Source organism: Kocuria sp. NBRC 114282 (genome assembly GCF_030268385.1).
Lineage (GTDB): Bacteria > Actinomycetota > Actinomycetes > Actinomycetales > Micrococcaceae > Kocuria > Kocuria palustris.
Window position 1 is genome coordinate 337,698 of record NZ_BSQO01000003.1, and the last position, 17,104, is coordinate 354,801.

8 protein-coding genes are annotated in these 17,104 nt (G+C 68.6%); 3 read left to right on the plus strand and 5 right to left on the minus strand.

Features of this window, described 5'->3' with window-relative positions:
* Positions 1-200: 200 nt before the first annotated feature.
* The gene (locus tag QSJ40_RS07660; RefSeq protein WP_285729928.1) at positions 201-1,532 is read right to left on the minus strand and encodes a sensor histidine kinase; all 1,332 of its coding nucleotides are present in this window, start codon (positions 1,530-1,532) and stop codon (positions 201-203) included.
* A gap of 259 nt (positions 1,533-1,791) precedes the next feature.
* Between QSJ40_RS07660 and QSJ40_RS07665 the strand changes: the two genes are divergently transcribed.
* From QSJ40_RS07665 to QSJ40_RS07675, 3 genes are all read left to right on the plus strand, one after another.
* Entirely contained in the window at positions 1,792-2,475 is a 684-nt protein-coding gene (locus tag QSJ40_RS07665; protein WP_006215544.1) for a response regulator, read from the plus strand.
* A 118-nt stretch (positions 2,476-2,593) separates the two neighbouring features.
* Positions 2,594-3,757 carry a non-hydrolyzing UDP-N-acetylglucosamine 2-epimerase gene (wecB, locus tag QSJ40_RS07670; protein WP_285729931.1) on the plus strand — a complete coding sequence of 388 codons (1,164 nt, stop codon included), beginning with the start codon at positions 2,594-2,596 and terminating at the stop codon, positions 3,755-3,757.
* A gap of 58 nt (positions 3,758-3,815) precedes the next feature.
* Entirely contained in the window at positions 3,816-4,652 is an 837-nt protein-coding gene (locus QSJ40_RS07675; protein ID WP_053447443.1) for a hypothetical protein, read from the plus strand.
* Positions 4,653-4,744: 92 nt separating this feature from the next.
* Here QSJ40_RS07675 and QSJ40_RS07680 read toward each other — a convergent pair whose 3' ends face one another.
* The 4 genes from QSJ40_RS07680 to QSJ40_RS07695 form a co-directional block, all read right to left on the minus strand.
* A complete protein-coding gene (locus QSJ40_RS07680; protein ID WP_285729933.1) occupies positions 4,745-7,597 on the minus strand; it encodes a hypothetical protein in 2,853 nt (950 codons plus the stop codon).
* A complete protein-coding gene (locus tag QSJ40_RS07685; RefSeq protein ID WP_053447445.1) occupies positions 7,594-9,336 on the minus strand; it encodes an asparagine synthetase B family protein in 1,743 nt (580 codons plus the stop codon). The genes QSJ40_RS07680 and QSJ40_RS07685 overlap by 4 nt, the downstream gene beginning before the upstream one ends.
* Before the next feature lie 79 nt (positions 9,337-9,415).
* The gene (locus QSJ40_RS07690) at positions 9,416-14,806 is read right to left on the minus strand and encodes a heparinase II/III domain-containing protein (RefSeq protein ID WP_285729936.1); all 5,391 of its coding nucleotides are present in this window, start codon (positions 14,804-14,806) and stop codon (positions 9,416-9,418) included.
* Between the two features lie 63 nt (positions 14,807-14,869).
* Positions 14,870-17,068 carry a glycosyltransferase gene (locus tag QSJ40_RS07695; RefSeq protein ID WP_285729938.1) on the minus strand — a complete coding sequence of 733 codons (2,199 nt, stop codon included), beginning with the start codon at positions 17,066-17,068 and terminating at the stop codon, positions 14,870-14,872.
* Positions 17,069-17,104 lie beyond the last annotated feature (36 nt).

Consider the following 17,104-nt stretch of genomic DNA (forward strand, 5'->3'; position numbering starts at 1 on the left):
GAACCTCTCCTCGGATGTCCAAGACGCCGTCCCGAGCGTCCTCTGCACCGTCGCGGAGTCATGCGCTCCAGGGATGGGGGCGCTCGGCCTGCGCGGATTCATGCTGTAATCCAGATCACTGTCCGGTGTGAAAATCTCAGTCACGTCCTGCGGTGCTCGTTCTCGGTCGTCTTCGGCGCGGCCCTGCAGCGCCGCGCCCCTCAAGCACGCCGATCCGCCTCCTGCAGCGGGATCCGGGCCATGAGCTCCCAGGTGTCCAGCTGGCGCCCGAAGCTCAGCTCGCCGCCGAAGATGTCCACGCGCTCGCTCAGGCCGACCAGTCCGAGGCCGCCCTCCAGGAAGATCTCCCGGGGCAGTCGGGCGCTGCGACTGCGGGCATCGCGGACCAGGTTGCGCACCCGGATCACCGCGATCGAGCGGCCCTGCGGCGTGGTCTCCAGGCTGGCGCTGAGGCTCACCGGCGCGCTTGGGATCCCGTGGCGGATGGCGTTGGCGGTGCCCTCACGCAGCACGCGCTGGCACAGGGACCGCACGCTCGTGGCGATCTCCTCCCAGCCGTCTCCGCGGGCGATCTCGACCCGGTCGAATCCGGCGTCCTCGAGCAGCTGACGACACCGGTCGAGGGCGGTCTCCATGGAGTCCGTGGGCGCGGTGGGACGCTGCGCACCGGTCTGATCGGTGCGCAGCGCCTGGTGCTGGGGAGCGATCCCGTCCTCGAGCGCGGTGGCCTCCCCCGCCTCCTCCTGCAGGGCCGAGACCATGCGGCGCAGGTCCTCGATGGTGCCCGAGGCTCCGTCGGCGATGTCCTGCAGCACCCGGCGCTGCACCTGCGGCTCCCGGGAGAGCAGCCCGGCATTGGCCCGCAGCGCGGTGGCCGTGACGTCGTGGGCCACGAGGTCGTGCAGCTCGCGAGCCAGGTCCCGGCGCTCGGCCGAGCGCACTCCGGCCACCTCGGTCTCCAGCTGGGCGACCCGCAGCTGGGTGAGCCGGGCCCGGCAGCGGAAGAAGCGGATGGTCCAGCCCACGGCTGAGCCGGCGAAGATCATGAAGGCGAGCAGGAACGCCTGCATGCGGATGGTGACGGTGTCTCCGAGCCCCACCAGGGACAGGGCCGCCGTGAGCTGGGCGAGCATCAGCAGCATGCCCACGCCCCAGCGGTTCCACATGCACAGGATGACGCAGCAGATGATCGCCGGGGCGACCACAGCGATCGGCTGCTGGCTGAGCAGCACCATGGCATAGGCCACGGTCAGAGCCACGACGCACAGACCGCGGTTGATCCACACGCAGATCAGCGGCAGGAAGATGACGATCAGCGTGAAGGACAACGCCTGCCCGCTCAGCCAGGCCTGCCCCATGAGGCTGCTGATGACCTGCAGCCCCAGGAAGACCAGGACGATCAGCAGCATGGCCGCTCGGAACGGAACGGGAGGGGCGAGGACCGCGGAGTCGGCCAGCTCCGGCCATCGGCTGTCCACGGCTGCGGTGAAGCGTCGCCAGAGCCGGGGAGGCTCGAGCAGATCGGCCCTCATGGCCCACTCACCGCAGCAGCCTGGATCACCCTCACTGCCCTCCCAAGGGGCCCACGACCAGGCCCGACGCTTCCGATTGATGCTGCAGCGATATTATCCATCGGTCAGCGGGATGTCGTTGAGTGCATGTACTTGTCCACACTTGAGACCCTGCGCCGGCTGTCTGTCGCTCGGCCTCCGTCGTTACGATGATCGGCGACCTGGCCGATGTCGGCCGTCCCGGCCCACAGCTCGGCCGTCGGACAGACTTGGAGCAGCGATGACCACGGATCAGTCTCCGGAGCCCGGCTCCGACGAGCTGCTGAGCGTGCTGATCACCGATGACGAGGCCGTCGTCCGCGAGACCATCTCCATCTATGTGAACAGCGCCCCCGACATGCAGGTCGTGGGGACCGCCGCGGATGGGCGCGCGGCCGTGCAGATGGCCGAGACCCTGCGTCCGGACATCATCCTGATGGACATACAGATGCCGCGCGTGGACGGCGTCGAGGCCGTCGCCGAGGTGCTTCGGCTCCTGCCGTGCACTCACGTGGTGATGATCACGACGTTCACCTCCCGGGAGGCCGTCGTTCCCGCCCTGCGGGCCGGGGCACTGGGCTACGTCCTGAAGTCCGATCCGCCCGAGCGGCTGCTCTCCGCGGTGCGCGAGGCCGTGGCCGGACGCACCCAGCTCTCCCCTGAGGCCCTCGAGGCGGTGGTGGGGCATCTGCGCGAATCGGACAACCGGGCCAGCCTGCCCGCCTCCGTCACGCTAACGGCCCGCGAGTCCGAGGTGCTCAACCACCTGGCCGAAGGGCACAGCAACCGGGAGATCGCCGAGCTCATGGTCCTGTCCGAGAAGTCCGTGAAGCTGCACGTGACGAACATGGTGTCCAAGTTCCAGGTCCGCGACCGGCTGCAGCTGGTCATCGCCGCTCACAAGGCCGGGCTCATCCAGCTCTGAACCGCGAGCCTTCGAGCACGGCGCGCCCCACCCATGGCCGTCGCCACCCCGAATTGGGGACAGCCGTATGACATCCTTGGTGACGGATCCCACCCGCCGATGAGTGAAAGAGTCACCGATGCCGCTGACCGTGATGCCGATCTACGGAACCCGCCCGGAGGCCATCAAGATGGCCCCGATCGTGAAGGCCCTGCAGGACTCCGACGAGTTCCAGTGCGTGGTGACCGTGACCGGCCAGCACCGCGAGATGCTCGATCAGGTCAACGAGATCTTCGACATCACCCCGGATCACGACCTCAACATCATCCGCCCCCGCCAGACCCTCAACGGCGTGCTCACCCGCACCGTCGAGGGCCTGGACGCGATCTTCGAGCAGAACGCACCGGACGCCGTCGTCGTCCAGGGCGACACCACCACCTCCACCGCCGGTGCGATCGCCGCGTTCTACCGCGGGATCCCCGTGATCCACGCCGAGGCCGGGCTGCGCTCCTTCGACCTGTTCTCCCCCTTCCCGGAGGAGGCCAACCGCAAGATGACCTCCCAGATCACCTCCCTGCACCTGGCGCCCACCGACATCTCGCGGCGCAACCTGATGGCCGAGTCCATCAACGGCGACGACATCGTGGTCACCGGCAACACCGTGATCGACGCCCTGCACCACACCGTGGCCCAGCAGCTGCCGTTCACCGACCCGGCGCTGGAGGAGCTTGCCGCCTCCGGGCGCCGCGTCCTGCTGGTCACCACGCACCGCCGCGAGAACCAGGGCGATGCCATGCGCGGCGTGGGCCGCGCCCTGGCCCGGATCGCCCGCGACGAGCCCGAGCTGACCATCGTGCTGCCGGCCCACCGCAACCCCGTGGTGCGCGAGGCCGTGCTGCCGGCCCTGGAGGGCCTGGACAACGTCCTGGTCACCGAGCCGCTGGCCTACGGCGAGTTCACCCGCCTGCTGGGCGTCTCCCACGTGGTGCTCACCGACTCCGGCGGCGTCCAGGAGGAGGCTCCCTCCCTGGGCAAGCCCGTGCTGGTCATGCGCGAGAACACGGAGCGCCCCGAGGCCGTCACCGCCGGCACCGTCAAGCTGATCGGCACCGACGAGGAGCGCATCGTGGAGGAGGTCTCCACCCTGCTGCACAACGGCGCCATCTACGACTCGATGGCCAATGCCGTGAACCCCTACGGCGACGGCCGCGCCGCCGAGCGCACCGTGGCCGCGATCGCGCAGCTGTTCGGCGTGGGCGAGCGGATGGCGGACTTCGATCCGGAGGCCCAGCCGGAGGGCTGAGACGCCCGTGCACCCGAGGTGCGTCTCCATTCCCCCCCCCCGGATTGCAAGGACCCATATGACCTATCTCGTCACAGAGGACGACGCGCATCGCCTGGGTCTCGACGAGCTGTCGACGCTGGCCCCGACCACCATCCCGGTGGATGAGCCGTATCGGATGAATGTCGACCTGGGCGGGGTGGTTCTTCCCCTGCTCGTGGTGCGGCGCGACAGCGCCGAGAGACTCGTGGTGCTCAACAACGGCGCCGTGAACCTGGAGCGCTCGGCACGCCGGCCCGTCTTCCAGCGCTCGTCGTGGTGGATGGACATCCAGGCGCATCAGATCTATGTCTGTGATCCCGGCACCGTGGGCGAGCAGGCGATGCCGATCAACTGGCTCCAGCTGCCCCACCCGCAGTGGCGCGTGAAGGAGATCGTCATGGCGATCGTCCGTCTGAGCCGGGTTCTGGGCACGCCCCTCCCTCACCAGCGGCTCTACTACGGGTCATCGGCGGGCGGCTTCGCCACGCTGCTGGAACTGGCCTATGACCGGCAGGCTCGTGCCGTGGTGAACAATCCGCAGATCGACTGGACGCGCTGGCATGCGCATCAGGTGAAGCCCGTACTGGAATCACGCTTCCCGGGTCGCAACGCCCAGCAGGTCCGTGAGCGCATGCCCAAGCGGGCGATCTGCCTGCAGAATCTCGCCGACAGCGGCACACGAGCCCGTGTGGACTACTGGGTGAACATGGCATCAGCGCACGACCGCGACGTCCAGCTTCCCGTGACCCAGGCCTTCCTGCGCGAGAACCCCGAGATCTGCGCGGACTTCTCGCTGCACATGTACTTCAACGAGGTGCAGGGCCACAATCCGATGTCGAAGGAGAAGACCCTCGAGATCCTGAACGAGGGCTGAGGCCGCCGCGCGAGTCATCACGCAGGCGCCTGCCCCTCACCTGCCCAGAACCGCGACGGACGTGAGGGGCTGGCCCGAGCACCAGCAGCTCCTCAGTCGGAGAAGACGAAGGCCTCCCCTTCTCGGACCAGCGCCATGTACTCATCGGGCGGCGGCACACGATGCCCGGCACCCAGGTACGGGGTCACCAGCCCCAGGTCGGACAACTCGCCTTCGGCGGCCCATGCCTCGGAGAACGGCTTGCAGTGGCTCTCGTAGTGCATCTCGTCGCCGGTGTTCTGGATGAAGAACACCCGCTTGGCGAAGCCGATCTCGCGATACCTCTCGATGAGGTCCATGCGAGCACGCAGCTCGGGGTCGTCGGCCACCGACTCCCGGCCGAACAGCACCTCCTGGGCTGTCCGGGCGATGCGCGGAACGTAGCGATCCACCTGGATCTGCGGGTTGAAGGTGACGACGGCCGACCGGGTCGAGTAGGACGCGCACTGCAGGGCCGCGAAGCCGCCACCGGAGTTGCCCACGAAGAGGATGCGGTCGCACCCCAGCGCGTCCGCATAGGCCTCTGCCTGCCGTGCGATCAGCCGGTGGAGGTTCAGCTGCTCATCACCCGCGTACCACGTCAGGATCTGACTCGCGTCCAGGTCCAAGCAGGGATCCGAGACGAAGAGGACCGGGCCGGAGGAGCCTCCCTCCATCGAGCGCATGCGCTCGAAGCGCGGCAGCGCATTGCGGGATCGGTCAGTGGCCCCATGGAACATGACGCTCAGAGTGCGTCCGCTGGAGACAGTGCTCAGCAGGAACGGGAGCACAAGCTGCCCCGTGTCGATGGTGAGCATCTGTCGGGTCAGGTCCGTGTCCAGCTCCGCACACACCTCCGAGCGGGTCCGGATCGGCACCGCATAGAAGTCGTGGTCCAGCGGCGACTGATCGTCCCACGAGATGAGCGGGCTGCGCTTGCGTCCGTTGACCAAGTGATGTGCGGCGATCCTCGGGCGCAGATCCGCGCCTGCGACGTCGATGAGGGCGGCGCCGAGTCCGAAGTCCCGCAGACCCTCCACCTGATGATCTCGGGCGATCTCCAGCAGGTCTTCGAGTGCTTCCGACCGCAGCTGCGTCCCGCCTCCCTCCGAGCGGATCCGCTGCTTGACCTCGGCGATCTGCGCTCGGATCTGCTGCCGGAGAGCATCCTCCTCCTCCGGGGTGATCCCGCCGTTCAGGGCATTGCGCGTCACGCGCTGCGAGAGCTCGGCGCTGTCCTCATCCACCGGTCCGACGCCCGCGCCCTCCTTGGTGATGATCAGCTGCTCAGCGTGCCGAGGCCGGCGCAGGCTGACGCTGATCGCACCGTCCTCCATCGGCGTGCGCCGGCAGTCGATGCTCTCCTGTTCAGGGGCAGGGACGACGGCGGTGATGAGCCGTGTGGAAGCTGCCGAGAGGGGGACGGCGATCCGCTGCCAGCCGTCGCCGAGCTCCGCCACGCTCGGCAGCACGGCGGGCACGTTGAGCCAGATCAGCCGGCACGACTCCGGCCCTCGAGTGATCACCGCATGGCCCTCGGAGACCTCCACAGCGCACCCCGGAGGGATGATCCAGTGCTGTCGTCCGGTGTGCGCATCGGCGCTGCGGACCTGATCCACCACCACGAGGAAGTCCCCGCTGCGGGAGTAGACGACTCGCCGGGTCAGAGCGACGGGGAGGAAGGCCCGGTCCCTCACCTCGAGATCGACGCAGTCTGCCGTCACCCGCTCCCGAGTCACCTCGGCATCGCTGAGCGTCCGGTAGCGGGCGTCCACGTCCACGCAGGAATGATGGCTGCGGTCCTGCCACTCCGAACCCTCCGCGCCCGGGCGATCTGCGAACCACGTCACGCCACGAGCAGTCAGCCACAGGGCCGAGTTGTCGTGGTCCCGTCCCGGCGACTCCAGTCGCCCGGAGCGCAGCGAGAAGAACGTCTCCTGGTCGAAGTCCAGCTCGGTCTCGCCCCAGCCGCGGCGGACGAACGCCCAGCCGCTGGGATCGACGTGGACCAGCTCGTCGGCGGCTTCGCCCTCGTCGCTGGCCGACGCGGCGTAGCGCTCCGCAGAGGTTCGCGGCGACCGGTCATCCCACGACGCCTGGGCCCCGAGCGAACCCGAGGGGAGCAGGCTCCCGGTCGGCAGGGTGCCGTGCGTCCACAGGGCGCTCAAGGCGCTCTCCGAGCGCTCACGCAGCTCGGCGGGCTCCTCGAGCTCGTCAGCGTCGTCGTCCAGCATGTCGTGGATCGACTGATAGAGATCCACCCAGCGCCGCGTCGTCTCGGTCACCGCACCGATGCCGCCCCCGGGCGCCAGGCCGGAGCCGATGTACCTGGCGACGAACTCGGCGAGCACCGCCGCTGCATCGGTCGAGGGGCGAGGCCCGCACGACATCGAAGCCGCACCTCGGATCACGGCCTCTTCCACGAGGTGCACCCGCCCCGTGCGCAGCTTCTCCGTGAAGACCGACCGATGCTCCCCGAGGAGCTCGACGATCTCCGATGGCCTCTCCTGCGGCGACGGCCACAGGGAGCTCAGCCCTGCGGCCAGGACGACCGCCCGCTGACTGGCAGGCAGGAAGGAATCGAGGCCTGCCTCTCGCGCCGTCGGCGCCCACGCCTGCCACCCGCGCACGTAGTGCAGCCACAGGTCGCGATCGCCGGGCTGCGCGCCGTCACGGCGCAGAGCATCGAGGAAGCGGAGGGAGTTCACGGCGAGGCCGACCTTGCGGTCCTCGGCTGCGATCTGATCCCAGATCCCGGTAGGGCCTCCGTGCAGGACCGCGCCGCCGACGGCTGCCTCCCCGGAGCGCAGCTGACGCCGCACGTCCTCGTCGTCGCGTCGAGGGCGGAGGTAGAGCTCATGGGACATCAGCGCTTCGAGCGGTGAGCTCCCCTGGAGGATCCGTGCAGTCAGGCCGTGGTCGCTCATGCCGACCTCCTGACCGCCGCGGTTCGGCGATTCAGGCGCTGGCGATGGTCATCGATGGAATCGATCCAGATCGCCCGGTTCAGCCACGACTCGTGGGAGGCGAAGGCCTTGCCCTCGGGGATGAGCCTGCGGAACGACTCGAGCTGCTCCCAGCTCAGGTACCGGGACCAGATCCGAGGTGCGTCCAGGACCTCATTGAAGACCTCGGTGTCGATCGACCAGGTGCGCAGCCCCTTCCGGGTGGCGATCTGCGACTCGTCCTTGGTGGCCTTGTAATACGGGAGGCCGTCCCATTGGGGCACCGCGCGCCGAGCGATCTCCTTGGGCGCCCGCTTCTCGATGCGCTCCGGGATCGTCAGGTCGAAGGCCATGCGGATGTACGCGTGCGACCCGAGCAGCACCACGCTCGTCGTGGTGAGGGACTGGTTGTGCCAGCGGCGCAGCTTCTCCCGGAAGTAGTAGACGTCCAGGCTCTGGAGCCCCGGAGAGCCTCCAGCGGCGATGGCCTCGTACTCCGCGTCGAAGAAGTCCTCGAGCTGCTCGCGCACCGCTGCAGTCGTCGCAGTGCCCGGGTACACCCTGTTGAGCTGCTTCAGCGGATGCGGCAGGCCCTCGATGCGCTCCCTGAGCCCAGGACGGCTGTAGAAGTACCCGTGCGTGATCTCGCCGTTGGTCCCTCCGATCGACAGCGCCCCGCCGGGGCCGGCCACACGCAGGTTGCGCTTCATGTTCGTCGGAGCGGCGTCGCCGTCCCACATGAGGTGAGCATTGCTCAGCCGCTCGGGAAGGCTCATCGTGACCTCGGAGGAGGTCGGCTCCACGATCCGGTGGGCCACCCCCTGAGCGGCCAGGTCCGTGACGCGGCCCAGCCGCTGCATGAGGTCCTGGGCGATCTCGGTCTCCTTGGGCAGGGTGCCCAGCGTCGTGACCTTGGCCTGCGCACCGCCCGAGAGCCACAGACCGGCCGTCATACGGGAGTCCTGGCCGCCGCTGAGATAGACCGTGGCGATCGGCGAGCTGAGGGCGTCGATGTTCCAGGCCGCCGTGCGGCTCTCGTCGACGACCGCGTCGAAGTCAGCTGGCTGGTCCCTCTCCCCCGTCAGCTCGTTCAGGGTCTCGTACTCGCTACGGGAGATCCTGCCCTCGGCATCGACGTCGAGCATCGTGGCCCGCGGCAGTCGACGGATGCCGAGGTACGGTGAGTGCTCCTCGGTGAACCACCCGAAGTTGGCGAACATGCCCACGCCGCGGTCATCGATCTCCAGCGGCCCGTCGAGGAAGAACGCCAACGCTCCGATGTGATTGCTCACGACGATGCGATCGTCGGTCTCCACGACATAGGCGCGCCCGAAGCCCACCAGGTCCGTCCAGACCCGGACGGCGCCGTCCGGGGCCACGGAGTAGCCCCAGTGGTTCATGAGGAACGACGACGGACGCCCCGCGCCGTTCACCCGATCGTGGACCACGGCGGGCAGCTCGGCCGGACCGACTCGGACATCGGAGGGGATCGGCGGCTGGTTCACGCCGTATTGGAAGCCGTCGACCTCGAACCAGGTGGGGACCGTCCAGGTCCGGGCCATCCGATCCGCGTTGTACGCAGAGGTCAGTCCTCGCTGGAGCTCATGATCCTGCGCAGAGCCGAAGATCTCTTTGACGTAGTCGATGGCTGCCGACATCCGTCGGCGCGTCTCCTCGACGGCGTCGGGGCGCTTGGCGACGGCGACGATATTCGTGTTCATGCTTCCTCCTGGCCTCGTGGGGTCTCGATGGCGCGGTCCCGGAGGCGGGCCGCCGATGCGGCCGGCCCCCGGGATGCGGTCACTGCTGGTCGTCGACGAAGACCATGGTCGTCCGGCCTTCCCACGCTCCGTCTGCCGGCAGCTGCCAGCAGACGCTCCACGAAACCTCCTTCACGCGGTCCTTCCGGGAGCGCCAGCCCCCGATCGGCTCCTCCGAGCCGTGGAGGATCTGCGGGTCCCCGGGTGCCTCCGAGGTGACCTCGAGGCGGCGCCCGGCCCACTTCGCAGAGCGCAGCACGAGCTTCTGGTCCTGGACCTGGAGATCCAGCTCACCGTCGAAATGCCACCAGAGCCGTACCTCGTGCTGCTCGTCCGAGGGCATCTCGACTCGATCGAGGACCACCAGCTCCTGGCCCGGGAGATACTCGACGTCTCGCTGATGCGCCCAGAAGGTGTGCGGTGTCCGCGCGGTGATGAGATGGCGGCCCGTCTCGTCCTGAGAGGCACTCACCAGCCCGGACCCGTGCGGCTCCCGACGACGGTCGTGCATGTCGCTGTCGAGGCTCACCGTGGAGTGGGGTCCGCAGGTCTCCATGTACTGACGGATCGGATCGGCGTAGTAGAAGCCCTTCTCGCGCAACGGAGAATCCGGGGGCAGCAGCTCCCCGTACCGATAGCGCCCGCCATCGCAGAGGATCTGCTGGCCGTCCTCGAACCACACCATGGTGTTGTCGTCGCAGTGCTTGTGCGCCCTGGAATGGAACGCGGAGGTGAACGCCAGATACGAGTCGCGGTCGAAGCGGCCTCGGGCATCGGCCTGCGGCTCCCGGATGAAGACGTAGCCCGTGTCGGGGAGCACGAGCGCACGGTCCACCGGCGCGGAGCCCTCCACCCCTCCGGAGAGTACCCACGTGGTCGTCGGCGAGGACGAGGTGAGCCCCTTGTCGACCATCTGGCGCTGGGCGGAATCGCCGAACTGGACGAGGCAGCCGTCGGGCTGGATCATCCAGCCCAGGGCGTCCGCTGCTGCGGAGATGATCGACGACACTCGAGGATCGTCGATGACGCCCGCGGCCAGCGCGGCGTCGAATCCGCTCAGGAGCATCCGGTGGTAGTCCGGGGAGTGCTCGCTGTGACCGCCGTCGGCCATGAACTGGCCTTCCGTCATGAGACGGAGTCGCTGCTCTCCCTGCGCCCGGAGAGCCGCCATCCCGGGAAGGTCCGTCAGCTCACGACCCAGCACGAGCTGGCTCACCGCCGAGTAGTAGCCGTGGTTGTTCCTGGGATTGAAAGCCTTCTTCTCCCAGTGCGCGTCGCGCTGGCGCAGGGCGAAGCGCAGCAGCTGCGCGTACTCCGCGTCGGTCACCTCGTCCTCGACCTCGGCGATCCGCAGCAGCGTGATGAGGACCATCGTCCGGTACGCGATGGCCATGTCGTACCAGGCCATGGTGGAGTCGTCATCGATTTCGCCGAACTCGGCGATCCAGGACAGCGCCCGGTCCACGGCCCAGCGAGCCAGGGCGGGATCCCCCGTCCTCGACCACTCCATGAGCGGTGCGTGCATGAACTCCCAGCAGTGGAAGTGCATCCGCCATGATCGATCACCGGGGCCGACGCTGCGCCAGTCGATCGGCATGTCCAGCGGGACGGGATCGAATCCATAGGCCGCCCAGCCCGTCTCCACGGTCTGACGTGCGCGCTCGGAGTCCGTGGGGATCCCGTCCTCGCCGTGGAGCTGCAGCAGCTCGACGGCCTGCCCGCGGTTCTCGATGTGCGAACGGCGGCGGCGCTCACGAGCTGCCTCAGCATCCGGGGCCTGCTGGGGGCAGCGGGCCAGCTCACGGAAGAAGCGGACGCCGAGCCCGCGGTACGGCGCGTCGTAGCGATCGGCGATGGAGCGCCAGGACCGCTCCGCACGGACCCAGGCAGCGCCCTTCTCCGACATCTCCGCTCGTGCCTGCGGATCCTCGAGCAGACGGCTCAGCAGCTGTGCCAGATCATTGGGATCCTCTGCTCGGAAGGTCGCGGCCGCGCCGGACTGCCCGGCGATCTCCCGCAGGGCGTCGACGTCCGAGACCACCACGGCTCGCCCGGTGGAGAACGCCTCGAACGGCTTGAGCGGCGTCACCAGGCGGCAGACCGCCCGGTTCTTCCGCGGCACCACGAAGAGGTCGATGATGCTGTAGTAGTCGAGAACCTCCTCGTGGGGGATGCGACCGGTGAAGCAGCACTTCGCGGCGATGCCCAGGTTCTTGGCCTGCTCCTGCAGCGCCTTGCGGACGGGTCCGTCTCCGACGAGCAGAAGGCGTGCGTCCACGCCCTGGTGCATCATCTGGGCGAAGGCCTCGACGAGCGTGTCGATGCCCTCGTACTCCACCACGGAGGTGATGTAGCCGATGACAGGGACCTCCCTCGGGATGTCCAGTCTGTCCTTCAGCTCCAGGTCCGGCTCCACGACGGGGAAATCGGAGGGCAGCACGCCGTTGGGCGTCACGGAGATGCGCTCCGGGTCCTCACCGCGGTCGATGATGTGCTCGCGCATGACCTCGGCCAGCGTCGTCACGTGGTCGCTGCTGGCTCGGGCCTGGTTCTCGCGCTCATGCCGCAGCGTGTAGGCATCGGGGTATCCGTAGCGCTGGTAGTCGGCCTCCAGGGGACGGCCGACGGAGGTCTCGACGCGGGAGAGCCAGGACTCCTCCCAGAAGCCGCGGCTCTCGTAGATCAGAGGCAGCCCATACGCGTCGGCCACGGGCCTGGCGATCAGCTGGTTGATGTAGTCCGAGTGGCAGTGCAGCAGCGACGGCCGCACCTCCTCCACCACAGCGCGCAGGGCATCGGTGTTCGCCTGCAGCCACGTGGCCCAGGTCTCGGTGCCTCTGGCCGGCCCCTCCGGCAGGTGATAGGTCACCCCGTCCTGGACGACGGGCGATTCGCCGAGGGCATCGACGGAGGCGCCGGCCTGACGCATCACATGGACGTCATAGCCCTTCTCGGACTGCGCCTGAGCCAGGTAATGGGTCCGCAGGGTGTAGCCCGTCTGCGTCTCGGGAAGGGCCTTCCCCACGACGTGAAGGATGCGACCGGTCTCCGCGACGAAGGAGCCCTCCGCGGGGGCCGCGCACTCCGTGACGAGCTCGCCGCTGAGCATGGCCAGCTCCGAGGCTCGGACCTCCACGGCCCGCCGGTCGCTGTCCTTGCCCGAGGCGACGGCGATGCCTCGCAGCATCTCCAGGCTGTGCGCGTAGTAGCCGCGCTGGTAGAGGGCCCGCGACAGCTTGCGCCGCTGGCCGAGGTTCATGACCAGCCCCGGGTCCCCCGACGTCCACAGCTCGTAGAGGAACAGCGGATCGTCGATGTACGCGACCACATCCTTGAGCGTCAGGCTTCCGAGAACCGTCTCGCGAGGCATCCCCTGGGGAAGATGCGGGAGGACCTTGCCGATGCGTTGCCTCTGCTCGGTCACAGCCGTGTCCAGGGCCTTGGACGTCGTGGACAGTTGCTTCTCCAGTGCCTCCACACGCTTGGCCAGACCAGCGGCGGGCTCCGTCGACACGTCGGCCGCCGGCGGCTGCTCGGCTCGCGCGGATGCGCGCGCCACCCGATCCTCGAGATCCGCGAAGCGCTGACGGATCCACCGGTCGTTCCGACCGGAGACCACAGCGGGGCTGACGGCTCCCTGGCCGAGCAGTGCGGTCCGCTGCTCGTCCTCCGAGATCACGACCTGGTCCTCGGAGATCGTGATGCTCCAGACCCGTCCGAATCGAAGGATCCTCATCCAGGCGGACTTGGGGGTGGCTCGGCTGGACACCACGCTCAAGGTGTCCTTGGTCGACTCCCCGAACACCGCCGTGAAGACACCGGAGCGCGCCGACTTGGCGACCTCCGCGACGCCGCCGGGCTCCTTCTTGCCCCACGCGCGGGAGACCCAGCCGCGCGGAGAGCTGTCGTCGGCGTACCTGACCACCGGACGCTCTCCGTTGCCGAGCCAGGCGAGGCTCAGGCTGCTGTCGCCGTCCTGCAGCTCGACGGCGCTGTCGCGCAGGCGGGCGCGCACACCCGGGTTGAGCTGCCACAGCTGCCTGGCCGTGACCTGCTTGTCGGCGTCGAAGTGATCGATGACGATTCCGAGGTCCAGGCCCGGCAGGTAGACCAGGCGCCGACGCAGAGCCACGCCCTCGTAGTTCCGATCGACGACGGCATAGTCGTGGGCGTGGTCGGAGACCTCGGCGCGCTCCAGACGAACATGTCCGGCAGGGGCGTACTCGCGATCGTCGACGACCACCAGGTTGTGCGCCTGCCGGGAACGGAGATGCCTCCGGAACGGGTCCTTCGGCTCGTAGTTGTACGACCCCGGGTCCGTGATCCAGTCGCGTCCGCCCGAGAAGAACGTGATGCCGCCCCGGTCCTCGTGCTGGTGCGACCTGATCTGCGGGCCGTAGCGGAGGCTGTAGGAGGTCTCCTCCGCGTAGCTGCGCCCCTCGCCGCCCCAGCCGGATCGGCCCAGGATGAAGCCGTTGGGCGCGACGACGGTCGTCGACGAAGGCGGCTCGCCCTCGTCGCCGAGAGTGGCGACGTAGTCGATCTCCGGTCGGCCTGAGGCCTCGACCCTCTTCAGATGCGTGTCGCCGATCGTCATCATGAAGCCGTCGGGCCTGGTCGCGTGCGCCAGGAAATCAGCCGCACGGGTCAGCGTCTGCTGCACGTGCCGCGGCACCTCGACGTCCTCCATCGCCACGCGGTCCCATGCGGACGTCCACCACGCGAGATTGAGCCGGTGGTATTCCACGGAACCTTCGTCGTTCGCCCCGTTCTCGTCGAAGGACCCCTCGAAGAGCTCGGCCAGGCGCCGAACGGCCAGGTCCTGCCACTCCCGACGACGCAGGAAGCTGGCCAGCACGAAGAGGCCCAGATCCTGGTGCAGGGCATGGTTGCCCTCGGAGAGATGCTCCGGGTCGGCCAGCCAGGTCCCGTGCGTCTCGAGCGCGGACAGCAGGGCCTGCTTCTCGTCAGGAGTCTCCGCGAGGGGCCACCCGAAGACCAGCTCCTGGGCACGCAGCCCATCGGCCATGTCGATCCAGGAGAACTGCGAAGCCGGAGCTTCCGGCGGGTTGTGCCGGATCCACGACTGGGCGGTGGACATCCAGAACTCGCGTGCGTCCCTGTCCCCGTCCATGGCCAGATGCCGTGCCGGCGAGATCCAGCGCAGAGCATGGTGCTGGAACTGCCAGTTGCGGGAGGAGAAGGGATCGGCCGTCCAGTCGCACAGGTCCTCGGCGGCCCATTCGGGGTGCGGGGAGACGCGCATGCGTCCGTCGAGCAGCTTCCGCGCCCGCTCGACATAGTCGTCCTGCCTGATGAATCCGACTCCGAGGCACTGCCGGATGCTGACTCCGCTGTCGATGTCGAGATCGGGGTCCGACATCGCCGTGGGGCCGTCGTGACTCTGGGCGGAGCTGTCTGAGGTGGACATGGAGTGGCCTTTCGCGGACAGGAATCAGGTGCTGGATGTGCAGAGAGGGCGCTAGCCGCTGGGTCAGCTGCGCGGGGGGCGCGAGGCGCCGAGATCCTCGTAGATCTCCGACACTCGCCGCGCCATGTCGGTCCACTGGCGGTGCTCGCGCACCCACTCCAGTCCGTTCGCGGCCAGCTGCGCCCGCAGCTCGGGCCGGTCGACCAGCTCCGAAAGCTTGGCGGTCAGGTCGTCCACGTCCCCCTTGCGATGGAGCAGCCCCGTGACATCGGGCTGGACGATCTCGGCCAGAGCTGCCACATCGGATGCCACGATGGCCTTGCCCATGGCCAGAGCCTCGAACGGCTTGAGCGGGGAGACCATCTCGCACACCGGCAGCGGCAGCCGCGGGAACGGCGCGATGTCCACGAGCGAGTAGTAGCGCTCGACGTCCTCGTGGGGCACGCGACCGAGGAAGCGCACCGCGTCGCCCAGCTGTCGGGCCTCGACCTCGGACTGGAACCGCTCGAGCTCGGCGCCGTCGCCCACGATCATCACCACGAAGTCGTCGCGCTGGGATCGCATCCGCTCGGCGGCGTCGATCAGCAGACCCAGGCCCTCGTAGTCCAGCACGGAGCCGATGTAGCCGATCACCGTCTTGCCCTGGAAGCCGAGCTGAGCCTCGAGCTCGGCATCGCGCGGCTGCGGGGTGAAGCGCTCGGCATCGACCGCGTTGGGAACCACCGTGATCTTCTCGCCGTCCACGCCTCGAGCGATCAGCTCGTCCTTGAGCGCCTGCGTGATGGCCAGGACATGGGTCGCATGGGCGGCGGCGTCGGCCTCCATGCGGGCCATGAACCGATACATGCCGCCCTTGGCCCATTCGAAGTCCCGGGAGCCGCGCGTGACCTCCCACAGCCCGCGGACCTCGTAGACGGAGGGGATGCCGAGCCGATTGGCCGTGGCCACGGTGGCCAGGCCGTTCCAGTGGTTCGACGCACCGTGGAGGATGCGCGGTCTCTCCTCCATTGCCTTCGCCTCGAGTGCGGCCGTGTACCGCTTCACGTACTCCGTGATGGGGCTCTTCTTCTCGATGCCAGGGGTGGTGCTCAAGCGGTGATACGGAACACCGTCCACCACGTTCAGCGGGGCGATCTCGCCGAGCTCAGCCATCTTGGGCATGTCGTACGGATAGCCCAGTCGGGTGACCCCCTGAACATCCCACCCAAGGCCACGCAGCCCGGAGAGCAGACCATGGGTGCGCGTGCTGTAGCCGGCCGAGTGGTACGGCAGGGAGTTGTGCAGCATGTAGAGCACGCGATCGGAGATCGGCTCGTAGGCGGACTCCGTGCGCCGATGCGGGAACGGGAAGCCCCGCTTGGCCAGCTGGTAGTTGGTCGGGGCCGCCGACTTGGCCAGCTTGGCGCTCTGCTTGCGGCCCCAGGTGTCCGAGGGCTCCAGCCGGGTGAACTCCGCGAGCAGCCGTCGGGCCCCGTCGTTGCGATTGGCGCGCAGGTCGCGACGGATGGCCAGACGCAGGCTCCACCGCGGCACTGCCCGATCCGGCAGATCTCGCATCAGCTCGATCGCCCGAGTCCTCCGGCCGCGCTGCAGGCAGAAGAGCAGCTGCGCCAGGGTCCACTCGTCCTCGGCCAGCCAGGACGGCTTCTCCTGAGCCAGCTCCTCGGAATCCCCCCGGTGGAGGTCGACGACCGCCCGCGTCACCCGATCGGGACTCTCCTCGAGGATGTCCAGGGCCTCGGTCCGTCGGGCCGGCACCAGCAGGTCCAGCGACCGTCGGTGCTGATCGGGCCGCTCGGGCAGCACGGCGATCAGCTCGCCCATCGCCTCGGCCGCCGACGCCAGACGATCCGCGTCGCCGGCCGCGGCATCCACCAGCATCTCCAGTGCGTCCAGGTTCGCCGGTTGCACGGCGACGCTGTTCTTCAGCGCCTCGAAGGAGGCGTCGTAGGCCTTCAGCTCGATCAGCCGCATGGCATAGAGGAACCAGGCGGAGCTGTCCTGCGGGTCCAGGAGGGTCAGCCTCCGGAGCTGATCCGCCGCCTGATACCTCTCGCCGGCAGCGCGAGCCGCCTCCGAGGCCTCTCGAAGGCCCTGTGTAGCCTCCATCCGCCTCGTCTCGTCGCCCCTGCTATCCTCTCCTGCGGCCTCAGGATCGGCTTCGACCTGAGCGCCGTAGCCGCGAGGTGCCAGCTTGGCAGCAGCCTCGCCCCTGACATGCCAGAGGCGACGGCGGAGTTCCTGGACGGTGATGGGGGGCATGCGGTGTTCCTCTGCGGGGGGTCAGCGGTGGGTCGG

Excerpts from the sequence above, each read along its gene's own strand:
- QSJ40_RS07660 (WP_285729928.1), bottom strand. The coding sequence starts at position 1,532 with ATGAGGGCCGATCTGCTCGAGCCTCCCCGGCTCTGGCGACGCTTCACC.
- QSJ40_RS07665 (WP_006215544.1), top strand. The coding sequence starts at position 1,792 with ATGACCACGGATCAGTCTCCGGAGCCCGGCTCCGACGAGCTGCTGAGC.
- wecB (WP_285729931.1), top strand. The coding sequence starts at position 2,594 with ATGCCGCTGACCGTGATGCCGATCTACGGAACCCGCCCGGAGGCCATC.
- QSJ40_RS07675 (WP_053447443.1), top strand. The coding sequence starts at position 3,816 with ATGACCTATCTCGTCACAGAGGACGACGCGCATCGCCTGGGTCTCGAC.
- QSJ40_RS07680 (WP_285729933.1), bottom strand. The coding sequence starts at position 7,597 with ATGAGCGACCACGGCCTGACTGCACGGATCCTCCAGGGGAGCTCACCG.
- QSJ40_RS07685 (WP_053447445.1), bottom strand. The coding sequence starts at position 9,336 with ATGAACACGAATATCGTCGCCGTCGCCAAGCGCCCCGACGCCGTCGAG.
- QSJ40_RS07690 (WP_285729936.1), bottom strand. The coding sequence starts at position 14,806 with ATGTCCACCTCAGACAGCTCCGCCCAGAGTCACGACGGCCCCACGGCG.
- QSJ40_RS07695 (WP_285729938.1), bottom strand. The coding sequence starts at position 17,068 with ATGCCCCCCATCACCGTCCAGGAACTCCGCCGTCGCCTCTGGCATGTC.